We start from the raw sequence: 16935 nt of genomic DNA, 5'->3' as shown, positions 1-16935 counted from the left end.
GTCCAGTACGAGGGACTGCACCCGGCACGCCGAGAGCACGCACCAGACGCCGCAGGGCCCGCCCTCCGGGCGGACGGAGGGACTTTGCGGACACGACCTAGCAGCCGCGGGGACCTGCGCGACCAACCCCGTTAGCGGCCCGCAACCGCCGGACGCCCGCCCCGCCCCGCCCCGGTCGCGACGCGCACCGCCGCACACTCACCACGCACACTGGAGCCATCGGTGGGTAGGGAGGGTCCTTATGAGGATGATCAACCGCTGGCTCGCCTCCCCGTGGCGCCGCTCGGCCGCCGCCGCCCTCGCCGGTGCCCTTCCCGTGCTCGCGTTCCCGGCCCCGTCCCTGTGGTGGGTCGCGTACGTCGCCCTGGTGCCGTGGATCCTGCTGGCCCGCTCCGCGCCGACCGCACGGCGGGCCGGCTACGACGGCTGGTGGGGCGGCATCGGCTTCCTGGTGGCCGTCCACCACTGGCTGCTGCCGAGCCTGCACGTGTTCATCTTCCTGATCGCCGCGCTGCTGGGCCTGCTCTGGATGCCCTGGGGCCGGCTGGTGCGCCGGTTCCTGGGCGGGGTGCCGACGCCGGGCCGGGCCGCCGCCGCGCTGCTGGTGCTGCCGTCGGCCTGGCTCGCGGTGGAGCTGGTCCGGTCCTGGCAGGGCCTCGGCGGGCCGTGGGGCATGCTGGGCGCCAGCCAGTGGCAGGTGGGCCCGGCGCTGCGGCTGGCCTCGGTCGGCGGGGTGTGGCTGCTCAGCTTCCTGGTGGTGGCCGTCAACGTGGCGGTGGCCATGCTGCTCGCCGTGCGCGCGTCACGGGTGCCGGCCCTGGCCTCGCTGGTCGCCACGGCCGCCGCGGCCTCGGCCGCGTGGGCGTGGGCGCCGCGCCCCGAGGTCGGCGGGCAGGTGCGGATCGCCGTCGTCCAGCCGGGCATCGTGGCCGGGCAGGACAGCGGTGACAAGCGGTTCGCCGTGGAGGAGCGGCTGACCCGGCGGCTCGCCGGGCAGGGCGTCGACCTGGTGGTGTGGGGCGAGTCCAGCGTCGGCTTCGACCTGGACGACCGCCCGGACCTGGCCCGGCGGCTGGCCGCCCTGTCCCGCGAGACCGGCGCCGACCTGCTGGTGAACGTGGACGCCCGCCGCTCCGACCGGCCCGGCATCTACAAGAGTTCGGTGCTGGCCGGCCCGCACGGCCTGACCGGCGACCGGTACGACAAGATGCGGCTGGTCCCGTTCGGCGAGTACATACCGGCCCGTTCACTGCTCGGCTGGGCCACCTCGGTGGGCCGGGCCGCGGGCGAGGACCGGCAGCGCGGCTCCGCGCAGACCGTGATGAACGTCGGCCACGGGCTGCGGGTCGGCCCGCTGATCTGCTTCGAGACCGCGTTCCCGGACATGAGCCGGCATCTCGCCGAGGACGGCGCGGACGTCCTCCTCGGCCAGTCGTCCACCTCGTCCTTCCAGCGCAGCTGGGCGCCGGAGCAGCACGCCTCGCTGGCCGCGCTGCGCGCCGCCGAGACCGGCCGCCCGATGGTGCACGCCACGCTCACGGGCGTGTCGGCGGTGTACGGCCCGGGCGGGCAGCGCCTCGGCCCGTGGCTCGGCACCGACGCGAACACGGCGCGCGTGTACGACGTACCGCTCGCGCACGGCGTCACGCCGTACGTCCGCTACGGGGACTGGCCGGTTGGCGGCGCGGTGCTGGTGCTGGCGGTCCTGGGCGTGACGGAGGGGGTGCGGGCGCTCAGGCTGCGCCGCAGCGGTCCTGAACCGCTCGGACCACCCGCTCGCACAGTTCATGGGTCGCCAGCGCGTCACGGGCGCTGAGCACCTTCCCGGCCCGTACGGCGTCCAGGAACGCGAGGACCGCCTGCTCGATGCCCCGCTGCCGGGCCACCGGCACCCAGTCGCCGCGCCGGCGCACCGTCGGCTGGCCCTTGTGGTCGATCACCTCGGCGAGGTTGACGACCTGGCGCTTGGTGTCCTGCCCGGACACCTCCAGGATCTCCTCGGTGGAGCCGCTCAGCCGGTTCATCAGCCCGATCGCGGTGAAGCCGTCCCCGCCGAGCTGGAGCACGAGGTGCTGGACCAGCCCGTCCTCGACGCGGGCGCGCACCGTCACGTCGTCGACCGGGCCGGGCGCCAGGAACCGCAGGGTGTCGACGACGTGGATGAAGTCGTCCAGGACCATCGAGCGGGGTTCCTCGGGCAGCCCGATCCGGTTCTTCTGCATGAGGATCAGCTCGCGCGGGTGGTCCCGGCACTGGGTGTACCCGGGGGCGTACCGGCGGTTGAAGCCGACGAACAACGACACGCCCCGCCGCTCGGCCAGGGCCACCAGCCGCTCGGAGTCGGCGAGCCGGTAGGCGAGCGGCTTGTCCACGTACGTCGGCACGCCGGCCTCCAGCAGCCGGGCGACGATCTCGGGGTGGACGACGGTGGGCGCGTGCACGAAGGCCGCGTCGAGGCCGGCGGCGAGCAGCGAGTCCAGGGTGGTGTGCCGCTGCTCGTGGGGCAGGTGCAGCAGGTCGCCGACCCGGTCCAGGGTGGCGGGCGTGCGGGTCTGCAGGTGCAGGTCGATTCCCGGCTGCGTGCCGAGCACCGGCAGGTACGCCTTCTGCGCGATGTCCCCGAGTCCGATGCAGCCGACCTTCACGTGCGCTCCCCTACGACTCGCCTGCGTGTTGCCTGCCGGAAGCATACGGGGGCCGCCAGTCGGCGATGCCGTCGAATCCACGCAGGAGGAGTGCGGGCCCGGCCTGCGACAGGGCCGCGACGACGGTGTTCCGTACGGCCACGACGGCCCGGTTGCCGGCCATGTTCAGGCGGGCGACCCGGACGGACTGGCGGGCGACGGCGGTCGTGCGCGGGAGGCGGTCCGCGGTGTAGGCGGACAGGTCGCCGCTGTGGTGGGCGAGGACGACGGCGTCCTCGACGGCCTGGTTGCCGCCCTGGCCGAGGGTCGGGGGCATGGCGTGGGCGGCGTCGCCGAGGAGGGCGGTCCGGCCCGCGTGGTAGGCCGGCAGAGGGCGGGCGAGGTGGTGGACGTCGTGCCGGAGCACGTCCTCGGGGCGGGCGGCGGCGAGCACGGCGGGCACGGGGTGGTGCCAGTCGCCGTAGCGGCGCAGGAGTTCGGCCTTCTCGTCGTCCGCAGCGCGCTCCCCCGCCGGGACCCTGGCCGCCGCATAGGCGTACACCCGGCCGTCCTTGAGTGGCTGGGTGCCCCAGATCCGGCCGCGGCCCCAGGTCTCGTGCGGGGCGAACTCGGTGCCGGGCACGGGGATCAGGAGGCGCCAGGTGGTGAACCCCGCGTACACCGGCCCGGGATGGGCGGGGAACAGGGCGCGGCGGACCCGGGAGTTGACGCCGTCCGCGCCGACGACCAGGTCGGCCTCCCGTTCCTCCCCGCCGGCGGTCACGCGGGCGGGCCGGTCGCGGTCGCCTGGGTCGGCGAGGGTCGCGGACGTCCCGGTGCGGACGGCGCCGGGCGGGAGCAGGGCGGCGAGCCGTTCGACGAGGGTGGCCCGGGGCAGCAGGACCAGGGGGCCGCCGAAGCGGGCCGCCGCGGCCTCGGCGTCCGAGCGGGACAGCCAGCGTCCGCCCGGGGTCCGCAGTCCCCCGTCGCCCTGCCAGGCCGCCAGGTCGCGGATCTCCTCGCCGATGCCGAGCACGTCCAGGGCCCGCAGCGCGTTCGGGGCGAGGGAGATGGCGGCGCCGACGGGGTCCAGGGCGGGGGCGCGCTCCAGCACCGTCACCGCCCAGCCCTTCCGGTGCAGGGCGGCTGCTGCGGCCAGCCCTCCGATCCCGCCGCCGATGACGATCGCCCGGGCCGTCTCCGCCATGACCCCTCCCTGTGACTACACCTGTAGTGAACGCAACTCTACTACAGGCGTAGTGAGGCGGATAGGGTCGCCTCATGCCCGCACACCTCCCCGGCGCCCACGGCACCCCCGCCACGCCCGGCGCCTCCCGCGCCACCCTCGTCGCCGACGCCGCCCTCACCCTGCTCGCCGAGCGCGGCATGCGCGGGCTGACGCACCGGGCGGTGGACGAGGCGGCCGGGCTGCCGTCGGGCTCGACGTCGAACGTGGCCCGCACCCGGCAGGCACTGCTGGAACTCGCGGTGCGACGGCACGCGGAGCGGGAGGCACGGGTGCTGGCGCTGGCGGAGATGCCGGATCCGAGCGGCGGACCCGAGGCGCTGGCGGACGGGCTGGCGCGCGCGGTCCACCGCTCCCTGACCCACCACCGCGAGCTGCTGATCGCCCGGTACGAACTGGCCCTGGAAGCCACCCGCCGCCCCGAACTGCGCGCCTTCTACGACCGGACCGGCGCCGTCTTCCAGGAACAGCTGGCCGCGCTGCTCACCGCCGTGGGCTCGGCCGACCCGGAGCGCCATGTGCTGTCCCTGGTCGCCTGGGCGGACGGGCTGATGTTCTCCTGCGCGGCCGGCTCCTTCGGCAGCCGGACACCGGACCTGGAGGAGATCCGCACCGGGCTGCGGGAGCTGCTCGGGGGCCTGCTGGGGGCACGGACCGAGGGCGCCGACGGCGGCTGAACGCCGGCCCCACGGCATGCCGTCCCGCCGCGTGGGCGCGAGCACGCACGAGGACGCCGCAGCCGACCGGCACCCCCCGGCACCCCACGGAGCGAGACCCGGCCGACCCGGCGGAGCGCTACCGCTGGCGCGGCGGCGTCCAGCCCTCGCCTCCCGGGCCGCCGTCCTCCCCCAACCGCGACGCCAGCCGGCTGATCTCCGACCGCACCCCGGCGCCGTAGCCGTCGTCCGCGAGGACCCCCGCGGCGCTGCGGGCCCGGCGCAGATGGCTGCGGGCGGCCTCGGCGCGGCCCAGCCTGTCGTAGTCGGCGGCCAGGTTGAGGTGGAGGGAGGGGAGGAAGCCCTGGACGCTCGACGGGTCGCCGCCCGTCCGGCCGTCGGCCAGTTCCTCCGCCGCCGACAGCGCCCGCAGGTCCCAGGCGAGTTCGTCCGCCGGGTCGTCCTGGGTGTCGGCCAGGTAGTGGGCCAGGGTGCAGCGGTGCAGCGGGTCGCCCTCCTCGCCGATCTCCGCCCACAGGTCGAGGAAGCGGCTGCGGGCCTCCTCGCGGTCACCGCCGTGGTGCAGCATCACGACCTGCCCGATCCGCGTCAGCACGGCGTCCGGCGCCGCCTGCTCCTGTCGCTCCGCCACGGGTGCCTCCGGGCCGTCGGCAATGGTTCGGTCCCGACGCTAACCGGCGCCAGGGGGATTCCCGGCCAGGCGGGGCCGGTGCAACTGCGGGTGCGCCGCGGCCAGTCGCGCCCACGCGGCGGGGCCGCACACCGGTACGGCCCCGCGCCCCGTCGGGGCGCTCCCCCGGCCCCCGGCGGCGGTCAGCCCAGGTTCGGGATCCGCCAGTCGACCGGCGCGTGCCCCTGCGCGGCGATCGCCTCGTTGATCTGCGTGAACGGACGCGAACCGAAGAACTTCTTCGCGGACAGCGGCGAGGGGTGCGCGCCCTTGACCACCACGTGCCGGGTCTCGTCGATCAGCGGGAGCTTCTTCTGCGCGTAGTTGCCCCAGAGGACGAAGACCGCCGGGTCGGGGCGGGAGGCCACCGCGCGGATCACCGCGTCCGTGAACTTCTCCCAGCCCTTGCCCTTGTGCGAGTTGGCCTCGCCGGCACGGACGGTGAGGACCGCGTTGAGCAGCAGCACGCCCTGCCGGGCCCACGGCATCAGGTAGCCGTTGTCCGGAACGGGCAGGCCCAGCTCCTCCTGCATCTCCTTGTAGATGTTCCGCAGCGAGGGCGGGGTCTTCACCCCCGGGCGGACGGAGAAGCACAGGCCGTGGCCCTGGCCCTCGCCGTGGTACGGGTCCTGGCCGAGGACGAGGACCTTCACCTGCTCGTACGGCGTCGCGTCCAGCGCGGCGAAGACCTCCTCGCGCGGCGGGTAGACGGGACCCTTCGCCCGCTCCTCCTCGACGAACTCGGTCAGCTCCTTGAAGTAGGGCTGCTGCAGTTCGTCGCCCAGAACCCCGCGCCAGGACTCGGGCAGCATGGCGATGTCGGTCACGTCAACGTCCTCACGATGTCGATCAACTACGGCGTGCGGTCACTTCCAGGTTCCAGAACCTACAGGCGACCACTGACAACCGGTGCCGCGAGGGCCGTTCGCCGGTCTCACCAGCTGGTCTTGCGGTGCAGTGTCCACATCATCATGATCGTCGACGGGTCGAGGGCCTGCTCGCCGCCGGAGATGTCGACGCTGGCCGCCACGAACTGCCGGCCCTGCCACAGCGGGATCAGCCGGGCGTCGTCGACCATGATCTGCTGGGCCGCCTCCACGTCCTTGACGGTCCGGGCGCGGTCGCTCTCCGCGCGCGCGTGGGGCAGCAGCCTGCCGGTGATCTCCTTGGCCGGGTAGGGCGTGCCGAGGGCGTTGTGCTCGCCGACGAACGGGGCGATGAAGTTGTCCGCGTCCGGGAAGTCGGGGAACCAGCCGCGCCCGAACACCGGGTACTCGCCGTTCTGGTAGCCGACCACGTAGGTCTTCCAGGGGCGGCCCTTGAGGGTGATGGTGAACAGGCCGGAGGCCTCCAGCTGCCGCTTCAGCTCCTGGAACATCAGGGCGGTCTCGGAGCCGTAGCGGTCGGTGGTGTACCAGAGGGTGAGCGGGACGGGCTGGGTGATGCCGGCGTCCGTGAGGATCTTACGGGCCTTGGGGACGCTGGGGTCGCCGTAGTCGTCGAAGAAGCCGGTGGCGTGGCCGGTCAGGCCCTTGGGGACCATGGAGTACAGCGGGTCGACGGTGTCCTTGTAGACCTTGTGCGCGATCGCGCCCCGGTCGACGATCTGCGCGACGGCCTTGCGCACGGCGGGCTGCTTGGCCCAGGAGTCCTTGGGGTTGAACACCAGGTAGCTGATGTCGGTGCCGGCGCCGTCGACCAGCTGCAGGTCCTCGCTGTCGTGCTCCTGCAGGGCGAGGATGTCGTCGGCGGCGAGACCGCGGTAGGTGACGTCGATCTGCTTGTCCTTGAGCGCCTTGACCATCCCGGCGGAGTCCTTGAAGTAGCGGATGGTCACCGCGTCGTTCTGCGGCTTGGCGAAGCCCTCGTAGTTGCCGTTGCGGACCAGGACGGCCTCGGAGCCCTCCTCGTAGGACTGCAGCTTGTACGGCCCGGAGCCGTACACCGAGGTGTCCTTGCGCAGGGAGTTGGTGGGGTAGTCGTCCGGGTCGACGATCGACATGGCCGGCGTGGCCAGCACGAACGGGAAGGTGGCGTCGGACTGGTTGAGGTGGAAGACGATCTCGCGGTCGCCGGAGGTCTCGATGCGGTCCAGGCTGCCGAGCAGGCCGGCGGGGCCGCCGGGGGCGTTGATGGTGCGGATGCGGTCGATCGAGTGCCGGACGGCCTCGGCGGTCAGCGGGTCGCCGTCGGCGAACTTCAGGCCGGAGCGGAGCTTGCAGCGGTAGGTGCGGCTCGCGGAGTCGGTGAAGGAGCAGCTCTCGGCGGCGTCGGGCTGGGGGGTGGTGGCACCGCTCGGGTAGGCGAGGAGCGTCTGGAAGATGTTCCGGTACAGCTCCCAGGAGCCGTCCCAGGCACCGGCCGGGTCCAGCGTGCTGGGGGCGCTGGTGGTGCCCACGACGATCGGCCCCTGGCTGTCGGGGTCGTCGTCGGACAGCAGGCTGCATCCCGCCACCAGCGATATGGACGCGATCGCCGCGACTCTCCGCAGGAATCGGTTCCGGTTGAACACGCGCACGCTCCTCGATCTGCCATACCAAGGGTCGGCAGACCATACCGCAGCGTCCGGAGCCTTGAACCTCCCCGGTCAAGGGCGTTCTTGATCGTCTGAACCATGACGACGTTGTCATTCCGCTGTGCGGATCCCGTACGGCCTTCCGGGCGCCGATCCGTCCGAAAATCGGCGCCCGGAAGAGATGCCCCGCCTCAGGCGACGCCGGCGTTGAGGAAGATGCCGCCGTCCACGACGAGGGTCTGACCGGTGATCCAGTCGGACTGCTCGGAGGTGAGGAACGCGGCCGCCCCGCCGATGTCGGAGGGCACGCCGAGCCGGCCGAGCGGGTAGGCGGCGGCCGCCTCCTCCTCCCGGCCCTCGTACAGGGCCTGCGCGAACTTCGTCTTGACCACGGCCGGGGCGATGGCGTTGACCCGTACCCTGGGCGCGAACTCGTGCGCCAGCTGCTGGGTCAGGTTGATCATCGCGGCCTTGCTGACGCCGTACGCGCCGATGAACGGCGAGGGCGCGAGGCCGGCGACCGAGGCAATGTTGACGATCGCGCCGCCGTTGTCCTTCTGCCAGGCGTGCCAGGTCTTCTGGGCGAAGCCGAGCGCGGAGATCACGTTGGTCTCGAAGACCTTGCGGGCGACGTTCAGGTCGAGGTCCGCGATGGGGCCGAACACCGGGTTGGTGCCCGCGTTGTTGACCAGGAAGTCGACCCGGCCGAAGGCCTCCATGGTGCGCTCGACGACCTCGGTCTGGTGGTCCAGGTCGTGCGCCTTGCCGGCGACGCCGATGACGCGCTCGGTGCCGAGCTGCTCGACGGCTTCCTTCAGGGCGTCCTCGCCGCGGCCCGTGATGCACACGCGGTCGCCGCGGGCGACCAGCGCCTCGGCGACGCCGTAGCCGATGCCGCGGCTGGCGCCGGTGACGATCGCGACCCTGCCGGACAGCTCCGGGAGTTCAGTCATGACTGTGTTACCCCTGAGTCCCTTAGTTGAGCGGTCCGCCGGCGACGTACAGCACCTGGCCGGAGACGAAGCCGGCCGCCTCGCCGGTGAAGAAGGCGATGGCGTTGGCGATGTCCTCGGGCTCGCCGACGCGCTGCACCGGGATCTGGGTGGCGGCGGCCTTCTTGAAGTCGTCGAAGCCCATGCCCACGCGGTCGGCGGTGGCCTTGGTCATCTCGGTGGCGATGAAGCCGGGGGCGACCGCGTTGGCGGTGATGCCGAACTTGCCCAGCTCGATGGCGAGGGTCTTGGTGAAGCCCTGGAGGCCGGCCTTGGCGGCGGAGTAGTTGGCCTGGCCGCGGTTGCCGAGCGCCGAGGACGAGGACAGGTTGACGACGCGGCCGAAGCCCGCGTCCACCATGTGCTTCTGGACGGCCTTGGTCATCAGGAAGGAGCCGCGCAGGTGCACGTTCATGACGGTGTCCCAGTCGGAGACGCTCATCTTGAACAGCAGGTTGTCGCGCAGCACGCCCGCGTTGTTGACCAGGATCGTCGGGGCGCCCAGCTCCTCGGCGACCCGGGCGACGGCGGCCTGGACCTGCGCCTCGTCGGAGACGTCCGCGCCGACGGCGATGGCCCTGCCGCCGGCCGCGGTGATCTTCTCGACGGTGTCCTTGCAGGCGGCCTCGTCCAGGTCGATCACGGCGACCGCGCGGCCTTCGGCGGCCAGTCGTACGGCGGTGGCGGCGCCGATTCCGCGCGCCGCGCCGGTGACGATCGCGACCCGCTGTTCAGTGGTGGACATGTGCTGCTTCTCCTCGCCCTTGAGAAAACCTCTTGAGAGAACCTGGCGGGGCCCTGGAAGAGGGCCCCTGGTGCGGTGAGCGACCGCTTAGTACCTTCAGCACCCGTGACGCTAGAAGCCCTGGCACGCGGTGTCAACGGCACATCCGGCCGGTGTGATCCATTACCTCACCAGGAGGTCCAGCAACCGCTCGGTCTCGGCGGCCGGGTCGGCGGTCAGACCGGTGTGCACGGGACCGGGCTGCACCACGGTGGAGCGGGGCGCGACCAGCCAGCGGTAGCGGCGCCCCGCGTCGTCGCCGGCCGCCTGCCCGGCCTGCTCGCCGCCCGCGCAGTGCCGCTCGATCGCGCCGAGCGCGGCGCGCACCCCGGCCACGTCGGCGGCCGGGTCCAGCGCGAGCAGCCGGGCTTCGTCCAGGTGGGTGAGGGCGCCGACATAGCCCCGGGCGCGGCAGTACACGACGACGCCCGCGTTGATGCACTCCCCGCGCTCCACCCGGGGTACGACCCGCAGCAGCGCGTACTCGAACACGTCCCGGTCGCCGCCCTGGCCGGCCCGGGTGATGTGCCGCTCGGTCACATGACCGGCCATGTGGATGTGGCGCTCGCTCACTTGCCCTCCTCGGTTCCGGAGCCGTTGCCGGTGCCGAGGCCGGTGATCCGCTCGGCGATGACGGCCGCCCGGGCGAGCAGCGGCCGCACGTAGGCCCGGCGCAGCTCGTCCGGGGTGTCGAAGCCGGGCTCGTCGGCGAGCCAGGCCTCGGGGATCTCGGCGGTGACCTCGGCCAGCAGGTCCTCGGTGACCCGGGGTGCCAGCTCGGCCGCGGCGGCGCGGACGTCCGGGGCGAAGCGGGCGAGGGCGTGGTCGGAGGCGTCGTAGGGGCGCGCGGCCGAGGCCTCGGCGGCGGGCCAGTTGTGGTGCCAGATCATGGTGGCGCCGTGGTCGATGAGCCACAGCTCGCCCTGGTGCACCAGCAGGTTGGGGTTGCGCCAGGAGCGGTCGACGTTGTTGATCAGCGCGTCGAACCAGACGATCTGGCCGGCCTCCGCCGCGCCCACCGGGAAGGCGAGCGGGTCGTAGCCGAGGGCACCGGACAGGAAGTCCATGCCGAGGTTGGTGCCGCCGCTGGCCCGGAGCAGGTCCTGCACCTGCTGCTCGGGCTCGCCGAGCCCGAGGACGGGGTCCAGCTGGACGGTGACCAGCCGGGGCACGCGGAATCCGAGGCGGCGGGCGAGTTCGCCGCACACCACCTCGGCGACCAGGGTCTTGCGGCCCTGCCCGGCACCGGTGAACTTCATGACGTAGGTCCCGAAGTCGTCGGCTTCGACGAGCCCCGGCAGCGAGCCCCCCTCACGCAGCGGCGTGATGTAGCGGGTCGCGGTGACTTCCTTGAGCATCGCCCCAGGTTACTGGCGCGCGGCCGGCCGTCCGGTGCACAGCCGGTCGACAGCCGCGGCTTACGGCCCGCTCACCGCCGGTCGGCGAGGATCCCGGTGCCGTCTGAACGGCCGCGCCCCCCGGGCCGTACCCCATGACGGACCAGGAGAAGCTCCGCGGAAGGGAATCCCCACATGACCAGCGCATCGCTCCACCCCGCAACCGGACCCGGCCGCCGTACCGTCGTGGCGGCGGCCGGAGCGGCGGGGCTCGCCGCCGCGCTGACCGCCTGCGGTTCGGGCGACGACTCCTCGGACACCGGGTCGGGATCCGACGGCTCCACCGGGTCGACGCAGAACGGCGGCTCCGCGGCCGGCGGCACGGCGGCCGGCGGCACGGCGCTCGCCAAGACCGCGGACATCCCCGAGGGCGGTGGCAAGATCTTCAAGGACCAGGGTGTCGTGGTCACCCAGCCGACGGCGGGCACCTACAAGGCGTTCTCGGCCAAGTGCACGCACCGCGGCTGCTCGGTGGGCAGCGTGGCGGACGGCGTGATCCTGTGCCCCTGCCACAACAGCGAGTTCTCGGCGGCGGACGGCAGCGTGAAGAAGGGGCCCGCCACGCAGGCGCTGCCCGCAGCGAAGATCACCGTCTCCGGCGACGAGATCAAGCTGGCCTGAGCGGGCTCAGCGCCGCTGCCGCGCCCTGGTGAGGCAGCCGAGCACCTCGTCGGTGGCCGCGATCGTGGCGACCAGCGCGAGGGTGTTGCGGATCATCGCGGGGGTGTACTCGGCGGGCACCCCGGCGATGGCGTCGGCCGGGACCACGACGGTGTAGCCGAGGTTGACGGCGTCGAACACGGCGTTGGGGACGGCGACGTTCGCCGACACCCCGGTGACGATCAGCGTGCGGCAGCCGAGGTTGCGCAGCAGGGCGTCGACCTCGGTGCCGTGGATCGGGGACAGCCCGTGCAGCCGCCGTACGACCAAGTCCTCCTCGGCGACCTCGATCGGGGGCGCGACCCGGACCGCCGTGCTGCCGGCCAGCTGGTGCACGGGGAGCCGTTCGGCGGCCCGGAACAGACGGGCGTTGCGGTTCGCGCCCCGGCCGTCGGGCCGGCGCTCGGCGACCGCGTGGATCACCTGCACCCCGCTCTCGTGGGCGCCGGCGACCAGCCGGGCCACATTGCGCAGGGCGCCGGAGGAGCGTGCCTCGCGGGCGAGTTCGGGCAGGGCGCTGTCCGGTCCGACGACCCCCTGCTGGCACTCCACCGTGAGCAGGACGGTGCTCGCGGGGTCGAGGAGTTCACCGAGTCGCTCGTACGACGGCATGGCGTGTGCCCCCTTGAAGACGACGGCTTCTCTTTTCTGACGTGATGTCAGAGGATCACGATAGTTTTCTGACACGACGTGGGAGAAGAGGGGGCCGCATGTCCGTCACGCAGCAACGCCGGGGCCGGAAGATCATGATGACGCCCGGCGAGCTGGACGAGTTCCTGACCACCCAGCGCACCTGCCGGGTGGCGACCGTGTCCGGCGACGGCACACCGCACGTCAGCGCACTGTGGTTCGCCTGGGACGGCACCTCGCTGTGGCTGTACTCGGTGGTGCGCAGCCGGCGCTGGGCCCAGCTGAGCCGCGACCCGCGGGTGGCCGTCGTGGTCGACTCCGGCGAGGAGTACGACCAGCTGCGCGGGGTCGAGCTGTCCGGCCGGGTGGAGTTCGTGGGCGAGGTGCCGCGCCGGGGCGAGCTGTGCGCCGAACTCGACACCGCCGAGACGCTGTTCGCCCGCAAGAACTTCGGCCTGGACGAGATGCCGCACGACGGCCGGCACGCCTGGGCCCGGCTGACCCCGGAGAAGATCGTCTCGTGGGACTTCCGGAAGCTGGGCGGGGCCTGACGCGGCCGCGGCCCTCAGCCCAGCTCGCGCGCAGCCGTCCGCAGCGCCTCCACCGCCGCGCGGATCGAGGGCCGGCGGTCCGCGTCCGCCCGCCAGACCACGTACACGTGGCGGCGCACCCGCTGCCTGAGCGGCACCAGCACCACGCCGTCGGGTACCGGGTGCCGGCCGAGCAGCGGTGCGATGCACACGCCCAGCCCGGCGGCGACCAGACCGAGTTGGGTGTGGGTCTCGCCCGCGCGGTGGCCGACGATCGGCTCGACGCCCTTGGACCGCAGGGTGAACATCAGCCACTCGTGGCAGAACTCGCCCTCGCCCCAGGTGATCCACTCGTCCTCGGCGAACTCGGTCAGCTCCACCTCGTCCCGGTCCGCGAGCCGGTGCCCGACGGGCATCGCGACCTCGGCCGGGTCGTCGAGCAGGGGCGCCTTGACGAGCCCGTCGGGCACCGGCATCGGCTTGTTGTACCAGTCCAGGACCACCGCGAGGTCGAGATCGCCGCGGACCACCCCGGCGATGCCGTTCTCCGGCTCCAGCTCGCTGGAGCGCACGCGCAGCCCCGGGTGCTCGGTGCGCAGCGCGCCGAGCGCGGCCGGGAAGAGGCCGCGGGCGGCGGTCGGGAACGCCGAGAGCCGCAGCTCGCCGACGACCTGGCCGCGGTGCGCCTCCAGGTCGGACTCGGCCAGCTCGACCTGCGACAGGATGCGCCCCGCGTGCTCCGACAGCAGCCGGCCGGCGTCGGTGAGCCGTACCCCCCGGCCGTTCTTGGCCAGGAGCTGCTGGCCGATCTCCCGCTCCAGCTTGCCCAGCTGCTGCGAGACCGCGGACGTGGTGACGTGCAGCGCCTCGGCGGCGGCGCTGACCGAGCCGTGCCGGGCCAGTGCGTCGAGGGTGCGCAGGCGCTCCAGGTTCAACATGTAAGTGATTCTAAGAGGTACCAGGCGAGAAAACTCGATTGTGCTACGAGGTCGGCTCCCGCACAGTGGAGGTCATGAGCACGGTCACCACCTCGTCCCGCACCGGGCCCACCGCCCCCGCCCGCCCCCGCATCCGCCTCGACTGGCGGCTCCGCTTCGGAGCCCTGTCCCTGATCTGGGGCTTCAGCTTCCTGTTGATCAAGGTGGGGACCGAGGGGTACGCCCCCTTCCAGGTCACCCTCGGACGACTGGTGTTCGGTACGGCGGTCCTGGTGACGGCGATGGCGGTCAAGCGCGAGCGGCTGCCGCGCGGGGCCCGGCTGTGGGGACACATGGCGGTCGCCGCGTTCCTGCTGAACGCTCTGCCGTTCTCCCTGTTCGCCTACTCCGAGCTGACGATCCCGTCCACCCTGGCCGGCATCTGCAACGCGACCTCTCCGCTGTGGGGCATGGCCCTGTCCCTGGTCGCCCTGTCCGAGGACCGGCCGACCCGGGTGCGCGTGGCCGGGCTGGGGCTGGGATTCCTGGGCGTCCTCACCGTGCTGGGGGCGTGGCAGGGCTTCCACGGGCTGGACGCGACGGGCACGGCGATGGCGCTGCTGGCCTCGCTCAGCTATCCGGTGGGGTGGATCTACGTGCGGCGGACGCTGGCCGGCACGGGCAACTCCCATCTGTCGATGACCGGCGGCCAGTTGCTGCTCGCCACGGTGCAGCTCGCCGTGGTCACACCGTTGTTCACCGGCGTGCCCGAGCACTTCGCGCTCGTCCCGCTGCTGGCCGTCGCCGGGCTGGGCGTGCTGGGGACGGGGCTGGCGGTCCTGATCCAGTACGGGCTGGTCGCCGAGGTCGGGCCCACCACCGCCCAGATGGTCACGTACTTCATTCCCGTCATCGCCACGGCCGCGGGGGTGGCGATCCTGGGCGAGTCGCTCCGGTGGACGACGCCGGTGGGCGCGGTGATCGTGCTGGCGGGGGCCGCGCTCACGCAGGTGCGGGGCAAGGGGGCCTGAGCGGACGGGGGCGCGGGCAGTGGCTTCCCGCGCTCCCTCGCCTTTCTGAGGCGCCGTCAGCCATAGGTGCGGGCCGGAGACGGACGTACCGCCGCCGCCACCGCGTCCGCCAGCGGCGCGATGTCCTCCTCGGTGAGCGGTGAGACCGTGATACGGACCGCCTGCCGGGAGGCCAGGCGGAAGCGGGCCCCCGGGGCCACCGCCCAGCCCCGCTGGAGCAGGCGGGCGAGGGCACCCGTCTCGTCGGGCACCGGCACCCAGACGTTCATGCCGCTGCGGCCGTGGGCGACGACCCCCCGCTCCGCCAGCGCGTCGACCAGCCCGGTCCTGCGGTCACGGTACGACCGCGCCACCGCCGCCCGGTCCACCGCGCCGTGCGCCCACAGGTGCGCCACGGCCCGCTGCAGCAGGAGGCTGACCCAGCCGGGGCCCAGGCGCAGCCGGCCCCGGACCCGGTCGACGGTGACCGGGTCCCCGGCCAGGACGGCGAGGCGCAGGTCGGGGCCGTAGGCCTTGGCGGCGGAGCGGACGAAGGCCCAGTGCCGGGTGACTCCCGCGAGGGGGTGCAGGGGCAGCTCGACGATGCCGTGGCCGTGGTCGTCCTCGATGAGCAGGGTCCCCGGGTGGTCACGCAGCACCGCGCGCAGGGCACGCGCGCGCGTGGCGGTCACCGAGGCGCCGGTCGGGTTCTGCGCCCGGTCGGTGACGATCAGGGCCCGGGCTCCGGCCTCCAGGGCGCGGCGCAGGTCGTCGGCGCGCGGTCCGTCGTCGTCCACGCCGACCGGGACCGTGTGCAGACCCAGCGCGGGGACGAGGTCGAGGAGGCTGCCCCAGCCCGGGTCCTCGACGGCGACCGTGTCACCGGGCCTGAGGTGCGCGGTGAGGACGCGTTCGATGGCGTCGAGGGAGCCGGAGGTCACGGTCAGCGGGCCCGCGGGCACCCCGTCGGCGTCGAGTTCGGCGCGGGCGATGCGGGCGAGGTCCGCGTCCACCGGGTCGTCGCCGTAGCGGACGGGCCGGCGGTCGCCCTGCTCGGCCGCCGCGGCGAGGGCCGGGGCGAGCCGCGGCAGCAGGGCCGGGTCCGGGTTGCCCGTGGACAGGTCACGGCCCCCGGGCGGCACCTCCACGCGCAGCTCCTCGCGCCCGGTGGTGGCCGGCTTGGGGCGGACCCGGCTGCCCCGGCGGCCGGCCGTCTCGATCACCCCGCGTTCCCGCAGGATGCGATAGGCGGCGGCCACCGTGTTCGGGTTCACGCCCAGGTGGGCCGCCAACTCCCGCATGGGCGGCAGGGGTTGGCCCGGTTGCAGCTCCCCGGCACCGACCGCCCGTTCGACGCCGGCCGCGATCTCGGCTGCGCCCCGCCCTTCGATCCGATACTCTCCTAGCACAAAGCCAAGTATGCACTAGTACAAAACTCACCGCAAATGGAGGGACCGCCGTGCAGCGCACGACCGAGGACACCCGGGCCGCCGCCTACTCACCGACCGACCGGACCGTGCCCACGCGCTCCGCGGACCGGGCGTCGTACGACAAGGAGCTGGTGCACGCGATATTGGACGAGGGGTACGTCTGCCACCTCGGCTTCGTCCGCGACGGCGCCCCGGTGGTGCTGCCGACCCTGTACGGCAGGGTCGGCGAGCGGCTCTACGTCCACGGCTCCACCGGATCCCGGCCGCTGCGGATGGCCGGCACCACCGACCCGGGCCTGCCGGTGTGCCTGACGGTCACCCATGTCGACGGACTGGTGCTGGCCCGTTCCGCCTTCCACCACTCGATCAACTACCGCTCGGTCGTGGTGCACGGGACCGCGCACGAGGTCACCGACCCCGAGGAGCGGCGCATCGCCCTGGACGCGCTGGTCGACCACGTCGTGCCCGGCCGGGCCGCCGACTCCCGGCCCGCGAACAGGAAGGAGCTGGCCGCCACGGCCGTCATCCGCCTGGACCTGGAGGAGGTCTCCGCCAAGGTCCGCACCGGCGGCGCCAACGACGAGCCGGAGGACCTCTCCCTGCCGCACTGGGCCGGGGTCGTCCCGCTCCGCAAGGGCTACGACGCACCGGTCCGCAACGCCGACCTGGCGCCCGGCATCGAGCTGCCGGAGTACCTGGCGGCGCGGTGACGGCACCGGGTCACACCGGAACCGGTTCCGGCCGGCCGGCCCCGCGGGTGATCGCCCTGTCCGTGCTGGTCGACGATCTGTGGCGGCCCCGCCCCTACGACGTCGCGCTGGACCTGCTGCGCCGCGTCGACCTGCGCCGCACC

Annotated in this window: 18 protein-coding genes; 6 read left to right on the top strand and 12 right to left on the bottom strand. The window is 73.4% G+C overall.

The features are described 5' to 3' along the window. Nucleotides 1-241 precede the first annotated feature (241 nt). Nucleotides 242-1816 carry an apolipoprotein N-acyltransferase gene (lnt, locus tag ABZ923_RS37780; RefSeq protein WP_361481723.1) on the top strand — a complete coding sequence of 525 codons (1575 nt, stop codon included), beginning with the start codon at nt 242-244 and terminating at the stop codon, nt 1814-1816. On the opposite strand, the gene ABZ923_RS37775 is transcribed toward lnt, so the two are convergent. Then, nucleotides 1734-2645, bottom strand: a complete 912-nt coding sequence (locus tag ABZ923_RS37775) for a Gfo/Idh/MocA family oxidoreductase (protein WP_361481720.1) — start codon at nt 2643-2645, stop codon at nt 1734-1736. The two genes, lnt and ABZ923_RS37775, sit on opposite strands and share 83 nt — an antisense overlap. Nucleotides 2646-2655: 10 nt before the next feature. Further along, a complete protein-coding gene (locus ABZ923_RS37770; protein WP_361481717.1) occupies nt 2656-3831 on the bottom strand; it encodes an FAD-dependent monooxygenase in 1176 nt (391 codons plus the stop codon). A 74-nt stretch (nt 3832-3905) separates the two neighbouring features. Between ABZ923_RS37770 and ABZ923_RS37765 the strand changes: the two genes are divergently transcribed. Further along, nucleotides 3906-4547 (top strand): TetR/AcrR family transcriptional regulator, encoded by a 642-nt coding sequence (locus ABZ923_RS37765; RefSeq protein WP_361481715.1) that lies wholly within the window; start codon nt 3906-3908, stop codon nt 4545-4547. A gap of 118 nt (nt 4548-4665) precedes the next feature. Here the strand turns inward: ABZ923_RS37765 and ABZ923_RS37760 are convergent, their stop codons facing one another. The 7 genes from ABZ923_RS37760 to ABZ923_RS37730 all read right to left on the bottom strand — a co-directional run bounded on the left by ABZ923_RS37760 (nt 4666) and on the right by ABZ923_RS37730 (nt 10866). Beyond that, on the bottom strand, nt 4666-5178 hold the full coding sequence (locus tag ABZ923_RS37760; protein WP_361481713.1) for a hypothetical protein: 513 nt from the start codon (nt 5176-5178) through the stop codon (nt 4666-4668). A gap of 182 nt (nt 5179-5360) precedes the next feature. Next, nucleotides 5361-6044: a uracil-DNA glycosylase gene (ung, locus tag ABZ923_RS37755; protein ID WP_361481710.1), complete on the bottom strand. Its 684-nt coding sequence runs from the start codon at nt 6042-6044 to the stop codon at nt 5361-5363. 107 nt (nt 6045-6151) lie between these two features. Next, nucleotides 6152-7729, bottom strand: a complete 1578-nt coding sequence (locus ABZ923_RS37750) for an ABC transporter substrate-binding protein (RefSeq protein WP_361481707.1) — start codon at nt 7727-7729, stop codon at nt 6152-6154. Between the two features lie 194 nt (nt 7730-7923). After that, on the bottom strand, nt 7924-8685 hold the full coding sequence (locus ABZ923_RS37745; RefSeq protein WP_361481704.1) for an SDR family oxidoreductase: 762 nt from the start codon (nt 8683-8685) through the stop codon (nt 7924-7926). A gap of 22 nt (nt 8686-8707) precedes the next feature. Then, nucleotides 8708-9469, bottom strand: coding sequence for a 3-oxoacyl-ACP reductase FabG (gene fabG / locus ABZ923_RS37740; protein WP_361481701.1), 762 nt, complete (start codon nt 9467-9469; stop codon nt 8708-8710). Between the two features lie 162 nt (nt 9470-9631). Then, nucleotides 9632-10081 (bottom strand): DUF3037 domain-containing protein, encoded by a 450-nt coding sequence (locus tag ABZ923_RS37735; RefSeq protein WP_208031042.1) that lies wholly within the window; start codon nt 10079-10081, stop codon nt 9632-9634. Then, the gene (locus tag ABZ923_RS37730; protein WP_361481698.1) at nt 10078-10866 is read right to left on the bottom strand and encodes a HipA family kinase; all 789 of its coding nucleotides are present in this window, start codon (nt 10864-10866) and stop codon (nt 10078-10080) included. The genes ABZ923_RS37735 and ABZ923_RS37730 overlap by 4 nt, the downstream gene beginning before the upstream one ends. A gap of 174 nt (nt 10867-11040) precedes the next feature. Here ABZ923_RS37730 and ABZ923_RS37725 point away from each other — a divergent pair, with 174 nt between their 5' ends. Beyond that, the gene (locus ABZ923_RS37725) at nt 11041-11526 is read left to right on the top strand and encodes a Rieske (2Fe-2S) protein (protein ID WP_361481695.1); all 486 of its coding nucleotides are present in this window, start codon (nt 11041-11043) and stop codon (nt 11524-11526) included. Between the two features lie 6 nt (nt 11527-11532). Here ABZ923_RS37725 and ABZ923_RS37720 read toward each other — a convergent pair whose 3' ends face one another. Beyond that, nucleotides 11533-12177, bottom strand: coding sequence for an isochorismatase family cysteine hydrolase (locus ABZ923_RS37720; protein WP_361481692.1), 645 nt, complete (start codon nt 12175-12177; stop codon nt 11533-11535). 98 nt (nt 12178-12275) lie between these two features. Between ABZ923_RS37720 and ABZ923_RS37715 the strand changes: the two genes are divergently transcribed. Continuing rightward, nucleotides 12276-12746: a pyridoxamine 5'-phosphate oxidase family protein gene (locus ABZ923_RS37715; protein WP_361481689.1), complete on the top strand. Its 471-nt coding sequence runs from the start codon at nt 12276-12278 to the stop codon at nt 12744-12746. A 14-nt stretch (nt 12747-12760) separates the two neighbouring features. Here ABZ923_RS37715 and ABZ923_RS37710 read toward each other — a convergent pair whose 3' ends face one another. Then, entirely contained in the window at nt 12761-13663 is a 903-nt protein-coding gene (locus ABZ923_RS37710) for a LysR family transcriptional regulator (RefSeq protein ID WP_361481686.1), read from the bottom strand. Nucleotides 13664-13737: 74 nt separating this feature from the next. Here ABZ923_RS37710 and ABZ923_RS37705 point away from each other — a divergent pair, with 74 nt between their 5' ends. After that, complete coding sequence (locus ABZ923_RS37705; protein WP_361481683.1) at nt 13738-14673, top strand: DMT family transporter; 936 nt, start codon at nt 13738-13740, stop codon at nt 14671-14673. Nucleotides 14674-14729: 56 nt separating this feature from the next. Here the strand turns inward: ABZ923_RS37705 and ABZ923_RS37700 are convergent, their stop codons facing one another. Beyond that, nucleotides 14730-16061, bottom strand: a complete 1332-nt coding sequence (locus ABZ923_RS37700; protein WP_361481680.1) for an aminotransferase class I/II-fold pyridoxal phosphate-dependent enzyme — start codon at nt 16059-16061, stop codon at nt 14730-14732. Nucleotides 16062-16111: 50 nt separating this feature from the next. On the opposite strand from ABZ923_RS37700, the gene ABZ923_RS37695 reads away from it, so the two are divergent. Next, nucleotides 16112-16792 (top strand): pyridoxamine 5'-phosphate oxidase family protein, encoded by a 681-nt coding sequence (locus tag ABZ923_RS37695; RefSeq protein ID WP_361481677.1) that lies wholly within the window; start codon nt 16112-16114, stop codon nt 16790-16792. The last annotated feature ends 143 nt before the right edge of the window (nt 16793-16935 follow it).

The sequence above is a fragment of the Streptomyces sp. NPDC046881 genome (assembly GCF_040645015.1).
GTDB lineage: Bacteria > Actinomycetota > Actinomycetes > Streptomycetales > Streptomycetaceae > Streptomyces.
This window is presented reverse-complemented; position numbering and strand designations above follow the sequence as displayed.